Origin of the sequence: Nitrosospira multiformis, assembly GCF_900111585.1 — a bacterium.
In the GTDB taxonomy this organism is placed as follows: Bacteria; Pseudomonadota; Gammaproteobacteria; order Burkholderiales; family Nitrosomonadaceae; genus Nitrosospira; species Nitrosospira multiformis_B.
This window is the reverse complement of the sequence record NZ_FOHI01000003.1, coordinates 346,118-362,852: the sequence shown is the minus strand read 5'-3', so window position 1 is coordinate 362,852 and position 16,735 is coordinate 346,118. Positions and strand designations below refer to the sequence as shown.

Below are 16,735 nucleotides of genomic sequence, written 5' to 3'. Positions count from 1 at the left end.
TTTGCGCCTTCACATCTCCAGGTGCAGTTGCCAACCGGAAAAATACGCCCGAACCTGCCTCATCCAGCCGCTTCCGCAATGCTGCGGGGCGCGCGGCGTGTCTTGTCGAGGACTTTTCCTGCGAGCTGGCCGCAGGCCGCGGCAATATCATCCCCCCGCGTCTTGCGTACCGTAGTCACCAATCCTGCCTCCATCAACACATCGCGAAAGCGGGATACGGCGTTTGCGGAAGAACGCCTGAAACCTGAATCAGGAAAAGGATTGAACGGAATCAGGTTTAACTTGCAGGGAATGTCCCTTACCAGTTGCACCAATTCACGCGCTTGCGCCACGCTGTCATTCACGCCATCCAGCATGACATATTCAAAAGTGATGAAATCTCGTGGCGCGGATTGAAGATAGCGCTCGCATGCGCCCAGCAGTTCCCTGATGGGGTATTTCCTGTTGATCGGCACCAATTGATCGCGCAACGCGTCGTTGGGAGCATGCAGGGATACCGCCAGCGCCACTGGGCAACGCTCGCGGAGACGGTCCATGGCTGGAATTATTCCCGACGTGCTCACGGTCACCCGGCGCCGTGATAAGCCATAAGCATTGTCGTCCAGCATCAGGTCGAGCGATGTCACTACATTCTCGAAATTTGTCAGCGGCTCCCCCATCCCCATCATGACTATATTGGTGATGGGACGTTCGCGTCCCGCCTCACTCGTGAACGTTTCCGTCAGCGCTTTATTCGCCCACCACAATTGGCCGATGATTTCCGCCACCGTCAGATTACGGTTGAATCCCTGCCTCCCGGTGGAACAAAATGCGCACGCGAGCGCACACCCTACCTGACTGGAAATACACAGCGTCCCCCGGCTCGTTTCCGGTATGTAAACTGTTTCGATTCCATTACCCGCGCCGACCGACAGCAGCCATTTGCGAGTACCATCGGGAGCGGTATGATCGCTGATGACTTTCGGTGGTTCTATCACCGCGGCAGCAGACAGCTTTTCCCGCAATCCTTTCGCGAGGTCGCTCATGGCATCGAAATCGGCTTCACCGGCCCGATGTATCCAGCGCAGCAGTTGGCGGGCGCGGAACGGCTTCTCACCGATTTCCGCACAGAAACTGGTAAGCCCTTTCGCATCGAAATCCAGAAGATTGATGCTCATACCTGAGCCGTGATCCCCCTTATCGCGAATAAATATTGAGTTCCGGAAAAAAATAGGCGATCTCAGCCGCCGCGGTTTCGGACGCATCCGAGCCATGCACAGCGTTCGCATCGATACTCTCGGCAAAATCTGCCCGAATCGTCCCCTTTTCGGCCTTCCTCGGATCGGTCGCCCCCATCAGATCCCGGTTTTTTCTGATGGCATCCTCACCTTCCAGTACCTGCACCATGACGGGACCGGAAATCATGAATTTCACCAGATCATTGAAGAACGGCCGTTCCCGGTGGACTGCATAAAAACCCTCAGCATCAGCCTGGGATAGACGCAGCATCCTTGATGCGACTATTTTCAGTCCGTTCCGTTCAAAGCGGGAGTAAATTTCTCCTATTATATTTTTTGCCACTGCATCCGGCTTGATGATAGACAGGGTTCGCTCGACAGCCATCAAATACTCCAAGTAATTATGTAAATCTTTATTATTCTAACAAGAACCAGCCTTAAAGTCCCTAAATTGGACCGATATGCTGGCGGTGGAGGACGCGATCCTGGTTCATTTGGAGATACCAAGGTAAAACGAAAAAAAGCCTGCCAAAGAGGAATTCGTCCACTCTCTCAATCGAGTTTCACCGCCTGTGGACGAGTAGGCCATGTGCCGCGGTTGACCGCTTTCGCGCCCTCGAACACGACGTAGCTCTGGCGGCCATAGTGCGGCAATGGCCGGGTCAACGCAGTCAGTGATTCGATGTCGCGTGCGGAAACGACCGCAAGCGTGGTACCGTCGGAAAGGCGCGTAGTCCAGGCCTGGGCCGAGCCTTTACCCTTCATATCCTCCGGCCTGTGCAACTCGTGCCGCGCGAGCCACGCATCCACCTGGTCCTGGAGGCCTATCACCAGGGTCGGCGTGGCCGGCATATTGTCCGTACCCGGGATCAGTTTTGGCGCGCGATGTTGAAGCTTGGTCGCCAGAATCTCCGCGGCATCGCGGGCAGGTCCGCTTTCGGGCAGTAAAACGGTTACTGTTGTCTTGTTCACCATCACCTGACGCAGGATCGGAGTCGCCTCCTGCGGCATCAAATGCCGGAACAAACGGAGATCGGGATCAAGTATCACTTCCAGCGGAGTGACGTCAGTCTCGATGGAAAACACTTGCTGCGTGTTCTCAAAATCGACGGTGTGAATTTTTTCGCCTTGCTGGATGCGGACGGCAATCGGTACCCGCAGCCGATACGCAGGCGCCGGTTGTTCGAGCGTGACCGAAACATGATGGCTTCCCCCCTCTGCCTTCATCCGCACCGCTTTCGTCAATCGCACGACTGGCGCACCGGGGCGAGTGAGCCATTGATCGAAGAATACGTGCAGATTCCTGCCGGAAGCAGTCTCAAAGGCACGCTGCAGATCTTCCCACGAGGCAACGCGGAAGCGCTGTTCGCGCCAGAATGTCTGGAGTGCGCGATCGAAAGTTTCCCGCCCGAGCAGGTCGCGCAGCATCAAAAACACCATGGCAGCCTTGTTGTAGCCGACGATTTGCGAAGCTCCGTGCGTGCGCGAGGTAAAGCTCCTCAGTGGCGCATACTGACTGGGCGATAGGGCGGCAAAATCGCGTAGCCAGCCCTGTCGCATTTCCCGCGCCGCTGCATCGCTCTCCCGCTCTTTATACGCATAATCGGCCATAAAGGTGGTCAATCCTTCCGACCAGTTGCCTTTTGCATAATCGGGATACACGCCGTTTCCCCACCAGTTGTGCAATACCTCGTGACCCAGGGAGGTTGCGCGAATGAAAGGCAGCCGCAGCACCTCCAAACCGAGGTAGGTGAGCGTGGGCATGCCAAAACCCGTCGGTGTCGGACTTGAGACGATGCTGAACTCCGTGAATGGATAGGCGCCGATCCAGGATTCATAAAGATCGATATATTCCTTGACCGAATCGAGGTACTCTCCTGCAAGGTCCGCGACTTCCCGATGGAAATAGGTTCTCAACACGATCGGCTTGCCCCCCGCACTGCGGCTTGTCCGGGTTTCGACAATGTAGGGGCCGCCCATGAGATCGATCCCGCCGGTGGGAGCGGGAAATTCAAAACGTGCGCGAAATCCCTGCGGCGATTCCGATTCCTCCGCAAGTCGCCCGGCGACCACCCCCCGCTGGCCGGCCGGGAACTCCATGCTCAAATCATAGCTGGCGAGTTCGCCTGCAAGATACGGGTACCAGCCGCTAGAATCGGGCAGGAACGTACCCGATTCGCCACTGACCGGCTCGTTCTGCCCCAGTGTCTGGCGGTGATCGAGCGAGGTATCCAGCGGAGACAGTTCCCCTCGCCACTCTATTTCTATACGGCGGGGAAGCTTCTCTTCCCCCGGAATACGCCAGGCCCGCATCGCTCCCACGGTCGCAGACGGGCCGATCGGCTCGTCATCCACCCGCGCCTTCAGCACTTCGAAACGGCGGCCTATCACAAGTGTCAGTTCCTCTCGGGTATTCGCGGTGATCACACTGCGACCCTTGAGAGTGCGCTCCAGCGGATCGATGTGAACGCGGATGTCATAATGGACCGGAGAATCGATGCGAGAGACCTCCTGAGCGGAACCTGATTCCGCCGCTTCCGCGGCAAATGCAGCAGGAAAAAACAAAATTGCTGTTATGCAAACAATCAGGAGCGAGCCATACAGGAGCGACACATACGAAACAGTCCTGGCAGCTTTTCCGGAATCGGGGATGCAACTGTTTCGCATCCCTTTCATTATCGGCCTCGTTGCAGACATTATTATTTGCATCATGTTCACCGTTTGGACATCGGAGAAAACTTTGCGACAGCCTCCATCGTATCACTGCCGCGCTTGAGTTTCAGCGGGAGCCATGTTCCCGGCGCCTGCCGTTTGACGATTTCCACGATATCGTTGAGCTGCTTGACAGGCAAGCCCGCGGCCTCGATGATCAAATCACTTTCACGTATATCCGCTTTCTCGGCGATGCTGCCCTTCTCCACTTGCAGCACGCGCGCGCCGCCCCCGTCCTGTGCCATCTCGAAGCGGATCCCCAGGCGCTGCCGGGGATGCTCATCCGCCGCCAGTGGCGGCAACGCCGTTCCGAATATGGCATCTGCTATGTCCGCTGTAAGGAGATCACATGAAGTACCACTGTTCCAGGGAAGCAGCATTCCCACATCCGTCACTCCCAGATGCTTCAACTGGTGTGGAACACCGTAGCCATATTTGATATGCCCCGAACCCATGATCCCCACAACCAGGGGACGCTGGGACCGGTCCAATGCGGAATGAATGCCTTGCGCCATCGCCCGATCCCACAGTTGCTGGCCTTCCACGAAGCGTCGAAAATCCGGATCGTCACGACCCGCACTGGCGCCCGCCTTTTTCTTGCCTGCGCGATCGTGCTCACCGTAGATCGGGAGCAGATAGTCGAGGTATGCGTTGCTCGGTTCAGCGGGCGCCGTTACACCTTCTCGTTCATTCTCCGGCACTCCCGCGAATCCCTTTGTCGCAACCGATCGCCTCAAACGTGTATCGATGTTCAATGCCACCATCGGCACGCGATTCATGCGCGCGAAGTGGAACAGGGGCATGTACATGGCTGCATCGGTGCTCCAGACCGTATTCCACTCGGAAGCAGCGAGAAACTGGGCCTCGGTGAGCTCGCCTGCAACCCACTGATCGAGCACCTTTTGCACCCTGCGTGGAAACATCTCGAAGCCGATCACCATGTCCGGCCGCTCTGCATGCAACGCGGCCAGCGTCTGCAACTGCCAGCGGTGGTGCTCAGGATTATCGTGCGCTTCTCCCAGCAACACCACCCCCTGCCGGACAGCTCGGCCGATAACATCGGTAATGGATATTTTCCCTGAGCCGGGAACAGTCCATACTGCGACCGGGGCGCATTCACCGCCTTTCACTTCCTTGTTTGCTTCCTTGCTCGTCTCCTTGTTGGCTCCTCCATCCTCCTTGTACTTTTCCGCGGCGGGTTTGGTCTGCGCGAAGGCAGTATCCGGGAAAACCCCCATGAATAACGTGGAAACGAGAAACACGAAAATAGGCGCAACCGGTACAGCCTTAAAAATTTTCAACAGATACTCCTTATCAGATATCGATCCCGCAGCCCCCACGTGTGCCGCCGTGGCTGCGCTACAGGCACTGCCCATCCGGGCAAAGGAATCCGGATTAAGAACCGGGAATCCTACGGGTTAATCTACCCATTTGCGCGCATTGCGGAACATTCTCATCCACGGCGCATCCTCGCGCCAGCCGGGATGCCATGACTGCTGCACTGCCCGAAACCCGCGCTCCGGATGCGGCATGAGAACGCTGAATCTTCCATCGGCAGTTGTCATGCCAGCGATACCTTGTGGAGAGCCATTGGGATTCAAGGGATAGAGCTCGGTCGGCTTACCCCGATGATCCACATAACGCAATGCGACCAGGGATGAAACTATTGAGGCAGTATTCTCATCCGCAAATTCTGCATAGCCTTCTCCATGTGCAACAGCGATGGGCATGCGGCTGCCCGCCATGCCATCGAAAAACAGCGATGGACTGTGCTGCGCTTCGACCATGACAAACCGTGCCTCGAATTGCTCCGATTTGTTTCTCACAAATCTGGGCCAATGCTCGGCGCCCGGAATAATCTGACGCAGGTTGCTCATCATCTGGCAGCCATTGCATACACCAAGGGCAAAGGTATCAGCACGCGCAAAAAAAGCCTCAAACTCATCGCGGGCGCGCGCATTGAACAGGATCGAATTGGCCCATCCTTCCCCTGCTCCGAGCACATCCCCATAAGAAAACCCTCCACACGCGGTGAAGCCTTTGTAATCCCTGAGGGTGACACCCCCCTCGATGATATCGCTCATATGCACGTCAACCACGGCAAATCCTGCGCGATCGAAAGCGGCTGCCATTTCCACGTGACCATTCACGCCCTGTTCGCGCAGCACCGCTATTTTTGGTTTCGCCCCTGCCTGAATGTAAGGTGCGCAGATGTCCTTATCCACATCGAAGGTGAGCTCCGCATGCAGTCCCGGATCATGCAGATCGAGAATGCGGTCATACTCCTGCTGCGCGCATTCCGGATTGTCGCGGAGCTTCTGCATCTGATAGGTGGTCTCCGACCAGGCGCGATGCAGGTCGACACGCTTTTCCGCGAATACCGCCTTATTATTGCGCAGAAACCGGATCTCATCCCCGTCATTGACGCTGCCGATGACAAAACTCGCCTCGCCCAGGCCCGCATCCGCTAAAACATTCAGCACTTCCCGGCGGTGCCCTGTTCTTGTCTGAATGACAGCCCCCAGCTCTTCATTGAACAGGACTGACATGAGGCTGGCCGTGAACCTTCCACCCAGCGCTTCAGGCTGCATCTCGCTGCCATCGATATCGTTAGCAATCGAATCAAAGCACAACTGATCCAGGTTGATGGTCATGCCGGCATGCCCGGCAAAGGCCATTTCGCACAGCGTGGCAAACATTCCCCCGTCGGAGCGATCGTGGTAGGCAATGATCCTGCCTTCGCGGTTCAGGCGCTGTATGGCGGCAAAGAAACCCTTGAGCCGCACCGAACCCTCAACGCCTGCTATATCGGGTGCGGCATCCCCTACCTGCTTGTAAACCTGAGCAAGGGCAGAACCGCCCAGACGATTGCGTCCCTCTCCCAGATCGATCAGGATGAGTTCTGTCTCGCCCCAGTCTGTGCGCAGCTGAGGCGTCAGCGTCCTGCGCACGTCCGTTACTCTCGCAAACGCGGAGACAATCAAGGAGAGGGGCGCAATCACTTCTTTTCGTATCGATCGGCCAAGCCCGGCCTCGCCTTCCCAGACAGTCTTCATCGACATCGAATCCTTCCCCACGGGGATGCTGATTCCCAGTTGAGGGCAGAATTCCATTCCCACGGCTTGCACTGCATCATAAAGAGCAGCATCCTCCCCAGGATGTCCTGCTGCTGCCATCCAGTTGGCGGAAAGCTTGATTTCTCCTAGGTGCTCGATCTGCGCCGCGGCAATGTTGGTAATGGCTTCGCCCACTGCCATGCGTGCTGAAGCGGCCGAGTCGATCAATGCCAGGGGTGTACGTTCGCCCACCGCGAAAGCTTCGCCCAGATAGGTGTGGTAACCCATCACGGTAACTGCCACATCCGCTACCGGCACCTGCCAGGGTCCCGCCATCTGGTCACGTGCAGTCATGCCGCCGACGGTACGGTCTCCGATACTGATCAGAAAAGTCTTGTCCGCCACCGCAGGCAGCCGCAGCACGCGGTATGCCGCTTCCCGGAGATTCACTTCCGCCGTATCGAACGACGGCAGCGCTTTCCTGATATGCGTAACATCGCGCGTCATCTTCGGCGGCTTGCCCAGCAGTACCGAAAGATCCATGGCGACCGGCTGATTGCCGAACAACGGATCGGCGACAACAAGCTGTTCTTCCACGGTCGCCGTGCCGACTACGGCGAAGGGGCAGCGCTCACGCTCGCAAATGGCGCGGAACAACTCTAGCGAATCCGGCCTGATCGCAAGAACATAGCGCTCCTGCGCCTCATTGCTCCAGATCTGCATGGGCGACATGCCCGGCTCCTCCGACGGAATCGCCCGCAGATCGATACGTCCACCGCGACCGGAACCATGCAACAGTTCAGGCAGGGCGTTCGATAAGCCACCTGCGCCGACGTCGTGAATCGAGAGGATCGGGTTGGGTTCGCCGCGCCTTTCCATCTGCCAGCAACAATCGATGACCTCCTGCGCGCGCCGCTCCATTTCGGGGTTGCCGCGCTGGACGGAATCAAAATCGAGCGCCTCCGCGTTTATTCCCGTATCCATGCTGGAGGCGGCGCCTCCCCCAAGCCCGATCAGCATTCCCGGTCCGCCCAGTTGAACCAGCAGGGTGTCCGATGCAAATTCCTGCTTGAACGCATGCCGGCCGCTGATGTGGCCTATCCCCCCCGCCAGCATGATGGGCTTGTGGTAGCCACGCATTTCACCTGCCACACGTTCTTCAAAGGTGCGGAAATAGCCGGCCAGGTTTGGACGCCCGAATTCATTGTTGAATGCAGCGCCGCCGATGGGTCCTTCCAGCATGATCTGCAGGGCGGATGCGATGCGCTCCGGTTTACCGTAGGTTTGTTCCTCCGATGCAGGCCCTTGCAATTCCCAAGGTTGAATAAATTCCGGAATATTCAGATTGGAAACGGAGAAACCGCTAAGGCCCGCTCTCGGTTTAGCCCCCCGGCCAGTAGCTCCCTCATCCCGAATTTCGCCCCCCACACCGGTCGCTGCGCCCGGATAGGGTGAGATCGCAGTCGGATGATTATGGGTCTCCACTTTCATCAGGATATGGGTCTGCTCCTGCGCGTAATCGTACCGATTGTCTTTACCGGGATAGAAGCGGGCAATTTCAGCGCCCTCGATGATGGCGGAATTATCAGCGTAAGCGACCACAGTTCCGCCCGGATGCTGCCAATGGGTATTACGTATCATCGAAAACAGGGAAGCTTCCCGGGGCACACCATCAATGACCCAGTCCGCGTTGAAAATCTTGTGACGGCAATGCTCCGAATTTGCCTGCGCAAACATCATCAGTTCGACATCTGTCGGGTTACGCCCCATCCGCAGGAAGTAGTCCGCAAAATAGTCGATTTCCTCCGGCGACAGTGCAAGCCCCATTTCATTGTTCGCCTTCAGCAACGCGTCCCGCCCCCCTTCCAGCACATCCACTATATTGAATGGCAGGGGTTCGAAATGCCTGAACAACCGGTCCGCGTCGTCGAGTGAATTGAATACCGCCTCGGTCATGCGGTCGTGTATCAGCCCAAGCAATGACTGCCTAGCGGTGTCGGAAACCTTTTCTCTGGTTTCGACGTAATAAACCACTCCTCGTTCCAGTCGCGCCACGGCATCCAGTCCGCAGTTATGAGCGATATCGGTCGCCTTTGTGGACCATGGGGAGATGGTGCCCGGTCTTGGCACGACCAGAAACAATTCGCCTTGCGATGAGGCCGCACGCATCCGGCTCGAACCGATACTTGTACCACTCAATGAGATATCTTCGGGTACCGCCTTGAGCAGCCTAGCCAGAATGGAGATTTCGTTTTCCTGCAACGCGCGCACCGCCGAGCAAAAATACCAATACTCGGCGCAAATATGGGAAACTTGAGGAACTGAAACCTTAAGAGCGGCGGTCAGTTTTTTCTGCCGGAAAGAAGAAAGCGCACTGCCGCCACGAAGTCTAAACATCCGGAAGATAAAGATGATGATGGGAAAGAACGTGATTTTACACGAGAAGCCCCGCTGCCCCCAGCCCGGCAAGACGGTATAGGCGGATTGCATGAGCACGCTCAGGAACAATCTGTCCACCGCCATTTACTCCACGGCTGAGATCAGAGAAATCGAGCACCTGGCGGCTGCCCTGCCGGATCGTCCTCAATTGATGGAAGCAGCCGGTCTGGCTGCCGCTGAAACTGCCCGTGACCGGCTGCTCTCCACCCATAAACCCCGCGTGCTGGTACTGGCCGGCCCCGGAAACAACGGGGGGGATGCCTTTGTCGCGGCGCGCCACCTGCGGGAGTGGCGGTTCAAAGTGACACTGGTGTTTACCGGCGAGCAGACAAAGTTATCGGAGGATGCGCGGCGGGCGCTGGATGCCTGGGTTGCCACCGGTGCTGAGATGCTCTCCGAAATTCCGGAAAATGAAACATGGGATGCCGTGATCGACGGCTTGTTCGGTATTGGCCTGGACCAGCAAGGCGGACGGGAACTGGGCGGCAAATATCTGGCTATGGTGAATACCGTTAACGCCATGAAGTTGCCGGTGCTGTCCATTGATATTCCCAGCGGTCTGGGCAGCGATGCAGGTGCTGTGTGCGGCGCGGCTGTCATCGCGACCATGACGGCAACGTTCATTGGCCTGAAACCTGGCCTCTTCACGAATGACGGCCCCGATTATTGCGGGGAAGTTTTTTTGCATGACCTCGATCTCAACGTCTCATCCCTGAGGAAGCCCGATTCGTGGCTGATGGACCAGGTTCACATCCGGCGGCTCCTGCCACCTCCCCGGCGTGCCAACAGTCATAAGGGCATGTTCGGCAGTATCGGGGTAATCGGGGGGTCAGCCGGCATGGTCGGGGCCGCGCTTCTGGCTGGTACCGCGGCGCTGAAACTGGGTGCCGGTCGCGTTTACCTGGGATTGATGGCGCCGGACGCGCCAGGGGTCGACACCTTCCAGCCGGAACTGATGCTGCGCCCTATCCAGGATCTGTTCAAGCTCAAGCAGCTGAACTGTCTGGTGGTTGGTCCGGGTTTGGGAACAGAAACCGCTGCATGCTTCTGGCTCAAGTGCGCGCTGCAAACGACTCTGCCACTGGTTCTCGATGCAGATGGCTTGAATCTTGTTGCCTCGCATTCCGAAATAGCGGAATTGCTGCGGGAACGGTTGCGCGAACGCAATGCGCCTTCCATTCTCACTCCTCATCCGGCCGAAGCTGCGCGCCTGCTGCAAAGCACCACGACTTCCGTGCAACAGGACCGGATGGCAGCCGCTGCGGAGCTGGCGCAGCGTTTTAACTGCTGGATCGTGTTGAAAGGCGCAGGCAGCGTGTGCGCGATGCCGGACGGCAGACGCTTCATCAACACAAGTGGAAATCCCGGCTTAAGCAGTGCAGGAACGGGCGACATCCTCTCCGGGATGATTGGCGCCTTTCTGGCACAGCAATCGAGCCCGGAAAATGCGCTGCTCGCTGCTGTATATCTGCACGGAGCGGCTGCCGACGTATTGCAGAAGCAGTATGGCGGCTGCATTGGAATGACCGCGTCCGAAATTCCCAACGCCGCCCGGAACCTGTTGAACCAATGGATTGCCGTTACTTCTGTTCCGACGCTTCACCAGGAAGAGGGCTGAATGCACCAAAGAATCACCAAAAAATCCCAAAACGCCCCCGATTCAAGGTGCCTTTCCGGCCACATTGCGAAAGCCGCAATGCCTCGGCCTGCCGACTCTTCAGTTGTCAGTGCTATTCGCCACGGTCTCAGGCGTAGTACCTGGCGCAAATGCGCTATGGCATTTCGCTGATGGTCCAATATGCATCGATTGATCTTATGACCTCGACGAATTGCCAGTAGTCAACCGGCTTTGCCATATATCCAGCTACGCCGAAATCGAAACTGTTTACCTTGTCCTGCTGTTCATCCGATGTCGTCAGAACCACTACCGGAATACGCCTAAACCTGTCATCGCTCTTTACCGCTTCTAGGAATTCGATGCCGTTCATGATGGGCATGTTCAAATCCAGCAGAATGATGCAAGGTTTATCATTGGTTTCGTCCTCGAGGTAGTTCAATCCATCCTCGCCGTTCTCCCGGTACACGATCTTATTGCTAACGTGAATCTGCTTGAGAGCGCGGGTTACGGACATCATGTCCACCTGGTCATCTTCGACCAGGAGAATTGGCTTGTTGGTTACCTTCATGACAGTTTTCCTGGTTTTATCCCCTGGTTTTATCCATGAGATCTTCTCTCAGTTAATGGAAACTGAGCCACTTGGGTATGATTTATTACTCATTCCCCGTTCCGTTCTGTTCGTTTTCCCACATAGGCACCCTGAAGCAGTCAAAGCAGGGTAAGAATGAAAGTTAAAGGCTGGGGTAATAAACAAAAACCCAAAGCAGGTTTGAGAGGCCGCTGCCTGGAAAATTGACTTAAAGCTTATCTACCGATCCCTTACAGCTTTCCCGGCGTCTCCATATTTCTCATATTCCCCATATTCCATATTCCTTTTGGATTTTGTCGGAAACTTGCTTGCCCCAGCACTTAGCCTCTGGCTCTTCACTTCCTATTGTCCCCCGGCTTTTCCCTGAACTTTTCGGACGCTTGCATAATTAATGAGCTTGAGCAACAGAAATCAGGGCCTCGCCCTTGTGCACCGGGACGGGGCTTCGGAGTGTACTTCAGTCCAATGGAGAAAAGTGCGAAAAAAGAAATAATATGCCCCATGCTCATTTCTCCCCTGCACCACCCCAGCCAGAACCATCTCCTCGCCGCTTTGCCGGCAAGGGAACTTGGCGATCTAATACCGTATCTGGAGCTGATCCATATGCTGCCTGGAGAGACTCTCTGCGAAGCAGGAGATCAGCTTCCTTACGTCTACTTTCCCGCTTCAGCCATTATTTCCCTCCATTACATTCTGGAAAATGGCGCCTCGTTGGAAATCGCAAACGTAGGAAGGGAAGGCATGCTTGGAGTCTCGTTGTTCATGGGAGGCGAAACCACCAGCAGCCGGGCAACAGTTCAAATCCCAGGCTTTGCCTACCGCCTGAAGGCCGCATTTCTGCTACAGGAACTCAACAGGGGAGGATTGCTACAATGGATATTGCTGCGTTACAGTCAGGCGCTTATTACACAGATCGCCCAGATCGGGGTGTGTAATCGATATCATACAATCCAGCAGCAGCTATGCCGGTGGTTCCTGTTAACGTTGGATCGCCTTGACTCCAGCGAAATGAGCATGACTCAGGAATTGATCGCCAATGCTCTTGGGGTAAGCCGGAAAAGCGTTGCAGGAGTTGCGGGAAAATTACAACGAAGGGGAATTATTCGCTACCATCGGGGCCATATTACGGTACTTAACCGGGCCGGGCTGGAAACAGGGGCATGCGAATGCTATGAAACAATAAAGAAGGAATTTGACCAGGCGCTTGATGACATGCGGAAGCCGGAATCAAGTCAAGGCAATCGGTCACCCAGAAAGACACTGCCACTTCTGTAGTATCACCCCCCATATTTGACTGGTTCCGCTCTGTACATTTCAACAGAAATTGAAAGTTTAATGGATGCAAGTCTGTCTTCCTGCCCTGGTGTAATGAATCACCCAATCCCAGCCATCACAATCTGCCATAAGAGGGAGAATTTGCCATGTATGCGGGCTGCCGCACAGAAAGAAAATTGAAACAGAGCTATAAAGGTCGTGTTGATCCCGATCGATAAGGGGATAGAGGCGATCAGATCAGTGCCTGGATAGAAATGGAATTTATAGGCAACACTGTCTCGTTAGCCGGATTGGCCTCTGTCTTTCAATTTCGGGTCTTTCTTTTTTGCCGCAGCGCCTCATCGTTCTTCCTATCTACTACTGCTGTTCTGTTTCCCTCCTCAAAAGCAGAAGCAACAGCAGGAAGGTGGCATGTCCAGGGTGCAACGAAATGTGGCGGAAGATGTGGCAGTTTTCATGATTCATGATGAATAAGGAGATTCAAGATGGCAGTGCTTGTTACACACCCTGCACCCGACTTCACCAAACCTGCTGTTCTAGCAGATGGCACCTTCAATGACAACTTCAACTTTCATGCGCAAATTGCTGGCAAATATGCCGTATTGTTCTTTTATCCCCTGGATTTCACCTTTGTCTGTCCCTCCGAAATCATCGCGCACTCGCATCGCGCAGAGGAGTTTCACAAGCGCAATGTGGAAGTGATTGGAGTCTCGGTGGATTCCCAGTTCACCCACTACGCCTGGCGCAACACCCCTGTCGACAAAGGCGGCATTGGTCCGGTGGGAATCACGCTGGTATCCGACGTAGGGGGAGACATCATGCATGCTTACGGCATTGCTCACCCGGACCACGTTGCCCTGCGCGCCTCTTTCCTGATAGATAAAAACGGCATCGTGCGTCATGAAGTCGTTAATGACCTGCCCCTGGGGCGTGATGTGGACGAAATGCTGCGCATGGTCGATGCCCTGCAATTTCACGAAAGCCATGGAGAGGTGTGTCCGGCTGGGTGGAAAGCAGGTGAACCGGGAATGAAAGCCAGCCCCGAGGGTGTGGCGGAATATCTGGAAAGCCATGGCGAAGCGCTCTGACGCAACAAACCTGTACCTCCTTGAACTCCTGTAACCATAAAGGTGAAACACATGGATTTCGATAAAGACAAGGCGATCGCGCTGCTGAACCGAATCATGGAGCTCGAGCTTGCCGGAGTAGTGCGATACACGCATTATTCATTGATGGTCTTCGGCTACAACCGGATTCCAGTGGTGGAATGGCTCAAGAAGCAGGCTGAAGAAGGATTGCTCCACGCGCATAGAGCCGGAGAACTCGTCACGTTACTGGGAGGCTATCCTTCGCTTGGGATCGGATCTCTGCTGGAAACGCACGTGCATGACATCGGCGATATTCTGCGGGAATCGCTGGAGCATGAGAACCAGTCGCTCACCGCCTACTACGAACTGCTGGAGCTGACCCAGGGCAAGTCAGTGCTGCTGGAGGATTATGCGCGTGGCCTTGTCGTCGAAGAGGAAATGCATGCGGACGAAGTCAACAAGATGTTGCGGAGAACGGGAAAAACAGGCGTGTACGAAACGCCCAAGAGTTAGGTACGCAGGAATTGATTCCTCCTGGAATCATTCCCGGTTAAAAGCGATGCAGATTGCCTTACTCCTCGCCTTTCTCAGGGCTGTAAACCATTCCGCTTAGCTGAATCATCAGGTCAATTTCACTTTCGTCCTCATCCAGGTCCTGATCGCCTTGATCGAATTGGTAGAATTCGGTCAATGAAGAAAGGGGATCTTGCTCCGCCACATCGGCGGATGTCAGGGAAAGGAATGGTTGCAATATTACATCAGCCAGACTCATACACTCCTCCTGGATCCGGATAGACGTGTAAACACAGGGAGCACCGGAGCTTCAAAGCTGGGCAAGGTAGCCGAAACACCGGTATCAGCATACTCTGCCCCTCCGGTGGGAGTTATATCAGCAGCAGAACCTTCACCGATCGGTTGGGCAATTCCCTGCCGAACAAAATTCATGATGACCGCGCTTGGCGGTGAGATTGCGTTCACTAATGCAGGTAGCCGGGATTTCATGATTTGCCTCCTTTGAGCAATCCAGCCAATATCATTTGAAACCTTTGTCAGCTTGTACAGGCTACCTGCGACTGATGGCAGTACGATGAAAGTTTTATGAACTATTAAATTCCTCGAAAGCCTTCGCCTCCTTTCCTCGTTCTATTGATAGTCCAGCCGCATTTCATCCCCTTCCCGAATACTCAAACGTAACCGGCTCGAATGGGGGCCGCTGGCAATCCTCGCGCACCAAGGCAGCAGTTTCTCCCAAGGCGATTTCACGCAATCTACAGCGCATGTTCAGGACGCCATTACCCGACTCGAATACACCGCAGGTATGCATCGTGCTGCAAGCCGATTCATTCTCGGAAGCCTCGTCTGGTCCGACGTTATTCATGACCGCTACCGGCAAATGAGGATAGCGCCGTCTGGCTTCCCGCACCCATTGCACCAGGTTCACCTGCTGGGTGCAATCGTCTACTGCGCCGTCGACCAGAACCATGTCATAGGCCTCCAGGTCCGGCTCCGGGAAGCTGTCCAGCGTTTTTCGCTCCAGCCTGTGCTTGGATTTTTCAAGCAGCAGCTGCAGGAGCTGCCGCGTATCTTGTCTCTCTCCAACCAGTAGAATATTCATGCGGCCTTCCTTTGTGCGTTTTCCGGGAGCATCCCAAAAAGGGCGAATTCGGTGATTGCATCGATTTCGATATAGCATGCGACCGTCAAAACCCGACCGATTTTGATCGGTGCGCCCAACCTGGAAACGTTCACGCCAAGCTTGCGTATCAGTCTCTCCACAGCGACGGTGGTAACGGTTACATAGCGCTTTATCTTGTTATGGCGTGCGAAGAGAAACAAGGTCTGCATCATTTTTACCGGAATCTCGCTAAAACCGAAACCGGCACTCTCATATTTGGGGACCATGACGGCAAAACGGCTCAATTCCCAGACATCCGATTGCTGCGGCGCAGGCTGCCCGTGCAGAAGTTGCGGAAAAGTATCCTTCAACATGTAGGGTCCTTGGGTGGGAAGCAATCGCCAGCAACCGAGCACCTCGTCTTCATCTCCCTCATCCCCTTTTGCCAGAACATATACGGGATCTGCAAGATCGAACTCGTCATGCTCCATCCCGTTATCCGTGGTTACTTCCCAGCCGAGCCTGTCGTGAAAAACTTCGTGCCTCAGCCGATACATTCCCATTGCGGCCCGTTTATCGAGAGAACCATTGCCATGTTGTGCAAGCATAATCTGTCCCATTTTTTCACTCGTCGTTGGTTGATGACGACGTTATGAAACAACGGAACCGGACCTCCGAATAGCTGTAAAATCTTACAGGACCGAACGAGGTATACTGGCTGTAATCCTTTCCTGATGCGGGTTTCGGCGGATAGGAGAGGATGCGTGCAAGGTGGTTTTTTTACGGAAAAACGAGCGGGAAATGCAGCATTCTGTCGAGGTGGCCGTTCGAACCCACTACAACCTGATGACGGGGCCGCACAATGACGAAATCATAAAACGAAACTTTGCGCAGTCGCAAAGACTGTTCCTCAGCAGGGAAGCAAGAAAAATGGGTATAGGGAGGACGACAGAGGATGGTTCTCCCATCTTTCCATCGGTCCGGAGACTGGATTAGCTGTTACAGGAGTACTAGGAGACCCATGCCGATGGCACGCGCGAACGCTCAAGCCGCTGGGTACAGCGAGGTCTCTCAGAACCTCGGACCACATGTCCGCTCACATCCTCGGCACGTTGTGGTAAACAGG

At 55.3% G+C, this 16,735-nt stretch carries 13 protein-coding genes; 4 read left to right on the top strand and 9 right to left on the bottom strand.

The window, feature by feature from the left end:
* Positions 1–59 precede the first annotated feature (59 nt).
* The 5 genes from rlmN to purL form a co-directional block, all read right to left on the bottom strand.
* Positions 60–1,157 carry a dual-specificity RNA methyltransferase RlmN gene (gene rlmN / locus BMW46_RS07040; protein ID WP_074706463.1) on the bottom strand — a complete coding sequence of 366 codons (1,098 nt, stop codon included), beginning with the start codon at positions 1,155–1,157 and terminating at the stop codon, positions 60–62.
* 19 nt (positions 1,158–1,176) lie between these two features.
* Positions 1,177–1,602: a nucleoside-diphosphate kinase gene (gene ndk, locus BMW46_RS07035; protein ID WP_074706461.1), complete on the bottom strand. Its 426-nt coding sequence runs from the start codon at positions 1,600–1,602 to the stop codon at positions 1,177–1,179.
* Positions 1,603–1,769: 167 nt separating this feature from the next.
* Complete coding sequence (locus BMW46_RS07030; protein WP_074706458.1) at positions 1,770–3,893, bottom strand: M1 family metallopeptidase; 2,124 nt, start codon at positions 3,891–3,893, stop codon at positions 1,770–1,772.
* Positions 3,894–3,931: 38 nt separating this feature from the next.
* Positions 3,932–5,230: a ChaN family lipoprotein gene (locus BMW46_RS07025; protein WP_074706671.1), complete on the bottom strand. Its 1,299-nt coding sequence runs from the start codon at positions 5,228–5,230 to the stop codon at positions 3,932–3,934.
* A gap of 117 nt (positions 5,231–5,347) precedes the next feature.
* On the bottom strand, positions 5,348–9,382 hold the full coding sequence (gene purL / locus BMW46_RS07020) for a phosphoribosylformylglycinamidine synthase (RefSeq protein WP_074706668.1): 4,035 nt from the start codon (positions 9,380–9,382) through the stop codon (positions 5,348–5,350).
* A 91-nt stretch (positions 9,383–9,473) separates the two neighbouring features.
* Between purL and BMW46_RS07015 the strand changes: the two genes are divergently transcribed.
* Positions 9,474–11,042, top strand: a complete 1,569-nt coding sequence (locus BMW46_RS07015) for a bifunctional ADP-dependent NAD(P)H-hydrate dehydratase/NAD(P)H-hydrate epimerase (protein WP_074706455.1) — start codon at positions 9,474–9,476, stop codon at positions 11,040–11,042.
* A 154-nt stretch (positions 11,043–11,196) separates the two neighbouring features.
* Here the strand turns inward: BMW46_RS07015 and BMW46_RS07010 are convergent, their stop codons facing one another.
* Positions 11,197–11,610, bottom strand: a complete 414-nt coding sequence (locus BMW46_RS07010) for a response regulator (RefSeq protein ID WP_074706452.1) — start codon at positions 11,608–11,610, stop codon at positions 11,197–11,199.
* A 522-nt stretch (positions 11,611–12,132) separates the two neighbouring features.
* Between BMW46_RS07010 and BMW46_RS07005 the strand changes: the two genes are divergently transcribed.
* The 3 genes from BMW46_RS07005 to BMW46_RS06995 all read left to right on the top strand — a co-directional run bounded on the left by BMW46_RS07005 (position 12,133) and on the right by BMW46_RS06995 (position 14,507).
* The gene (locus BMW46_RS07005) at positions 12,133–12,906 is read left to right on the top strand and encodes a Crp/Fnr family transcriptional regulator (protein WP_074706666.1); all 774 of its coding nucleotides are present in this window, start codon (positions 12,133–12,135) and stop codon (positions 12,904–12,906) included.
* 485 nt (positions 12,907–13,391) lie between these two features.
* A complete protein-coding gene (locus BMW46_RS07000) occupies positions 13,392–13,994 on the top strand; it encodes a peroxiredoxin (protein WP_074706450.1) in 603 nt (200 codons plus the stop codon).
* A gap of 51 nt (positions 13,995–14,045) precedes the next feature.
* A complete protein-coding gene (locus BMW46_RS06995) occupies positions 14,046–14,507 on the top strand; it encodes a ferritin-like domain-containing protein (protein WP_074706448.1) in 462 nt (153 codons plus the stop codon).
* Between the two features lie 58 nt (positions 14,508–14,565).
* Here the strand turns inward: BMW46_RS06995 and BMW46_RS06990 are convergent, their stop codons facing one another.
* The 3 genes from BMW46_RS06990 to BMW46_RS06975 all read right to left on the bottom strand — a co-directional run bounded on the left by BMW46_RS06990 (position 14,566) and on the right by BMW46_RS06975 (position 16,229).
* Complete coding sequence (locus tag BMW46_RS06990; protein WP_074706445.1) at positions 14,566–14,766, bottom strand: hypothetical protein; 201 nt, start codon at positions 14,764–14,766, stop codon at positions 14,566–14,568.
* A gap of 393 nt (positions 14,767–15,159) precedes the next feature.
* Entirely contained in the window at positions 15,160–15,609 is a 450-nt protein-coding gene (locus BMW46_RS06980) for a hypothetical protein (RefSeq protein ID WP_074706440.1), read from the bottom strand.
* Positions 15,606–16,229, bottom strand: a complete 624-nt coding sequence (locus BMW46_RS06975; RefSeq protein WP_256376988.1) for an acyl-homoserine-lactone synthase — start codon at positions 16,227–16,229, stop codon at positions 15,606–15,608. Before BMW46_RS06975 ends, BMW46_RS06980 begins: the two co-directional genes overlap by 4 nt.
* Positions 16,230–16,735 lie beyond the last annotated feature (506 nt).

Coding starts and splice junctions, on each gene's coding strand:
- BMW46_RS06995 (WP_074706448.1), top strand. CDS start 14,046: ATGGATTTCGATAAAGACAAGGCGATCGCGCTGCTGAACCGAATCATG.
- BMW46_RS07010 (WP_074706452.1), bottom strand. CDS start 11,610: ATGAAGGTAACCAACAAGCCAATTCTCCTGGTCGAAGATGACCAGGTG.
- BMW46_RS06975 (WP_256376988.1), bottom strand. CDS start 16,229: ATGGGACAGATTATGCTTGCACAACATGGCAATGGTTCTCTCGATAAA.
- purL (WP_074706668.1), bottom strand. CDS start 9,382: ATGTTTAGACTTCGTGGCGGCAGTGCGCTTTCTTCTTTCCGGCAGAAA.
- BMW46_RS07005 (WP_074706666.1), top strand. CDS start 12,133: ATGCTCATTTCTCCCCTGCACCACCCCAGCCAGAACCATCTCCTCGCC.
- rlmN (WP_074706463.1), bottom strand. CDS start 1,157: ATGAGCATCAATCTTCTGGATTTCGATGCGAAAGGGCTTACCAGTTTC.
- BMW46_RS06990 (WP_074706445.1), bottom strand. CDS start 14,766: ATGAGTCTGGCTGATGTAATATTGCAACCATTCCTTTCCCTGACATCC.
- BMW46_RS06980 (WP_074706440.1), bottom strand. CDS start 15,609: ATGAATATTCTACTGGTTGGAGAGAGACAAGATACGCGGCAGCTCCTG.
- BMW46_RS07030 (WP_074706458.1), bottom strand. CDS start 3,893: ATGAAAGGGATGCGAAACAGTTGCATCCCCGATTCCGGAAAAGCTGCC.
- BMW46_RS07000 (WP_074706450.1), top strand. CDS start 13,392: ATGGCAGTGCTTGTTACACACCCTGCACCCGACTTCACCAAACCTGCT.
- ndk (WP_074706461.1), bottom strand. CDS start 1,602: ATGGCTGTCGAGCGAACCCTGTCTATCATCAAGCCGGATGCAGTGGCA.
- BMW46_RS07015 (WP_074706455.1), top strand. CDS start 9,474: ATGAGCACGCTCAGGAACAATCTGTCCACCGCCATTTACTCCACGGCT.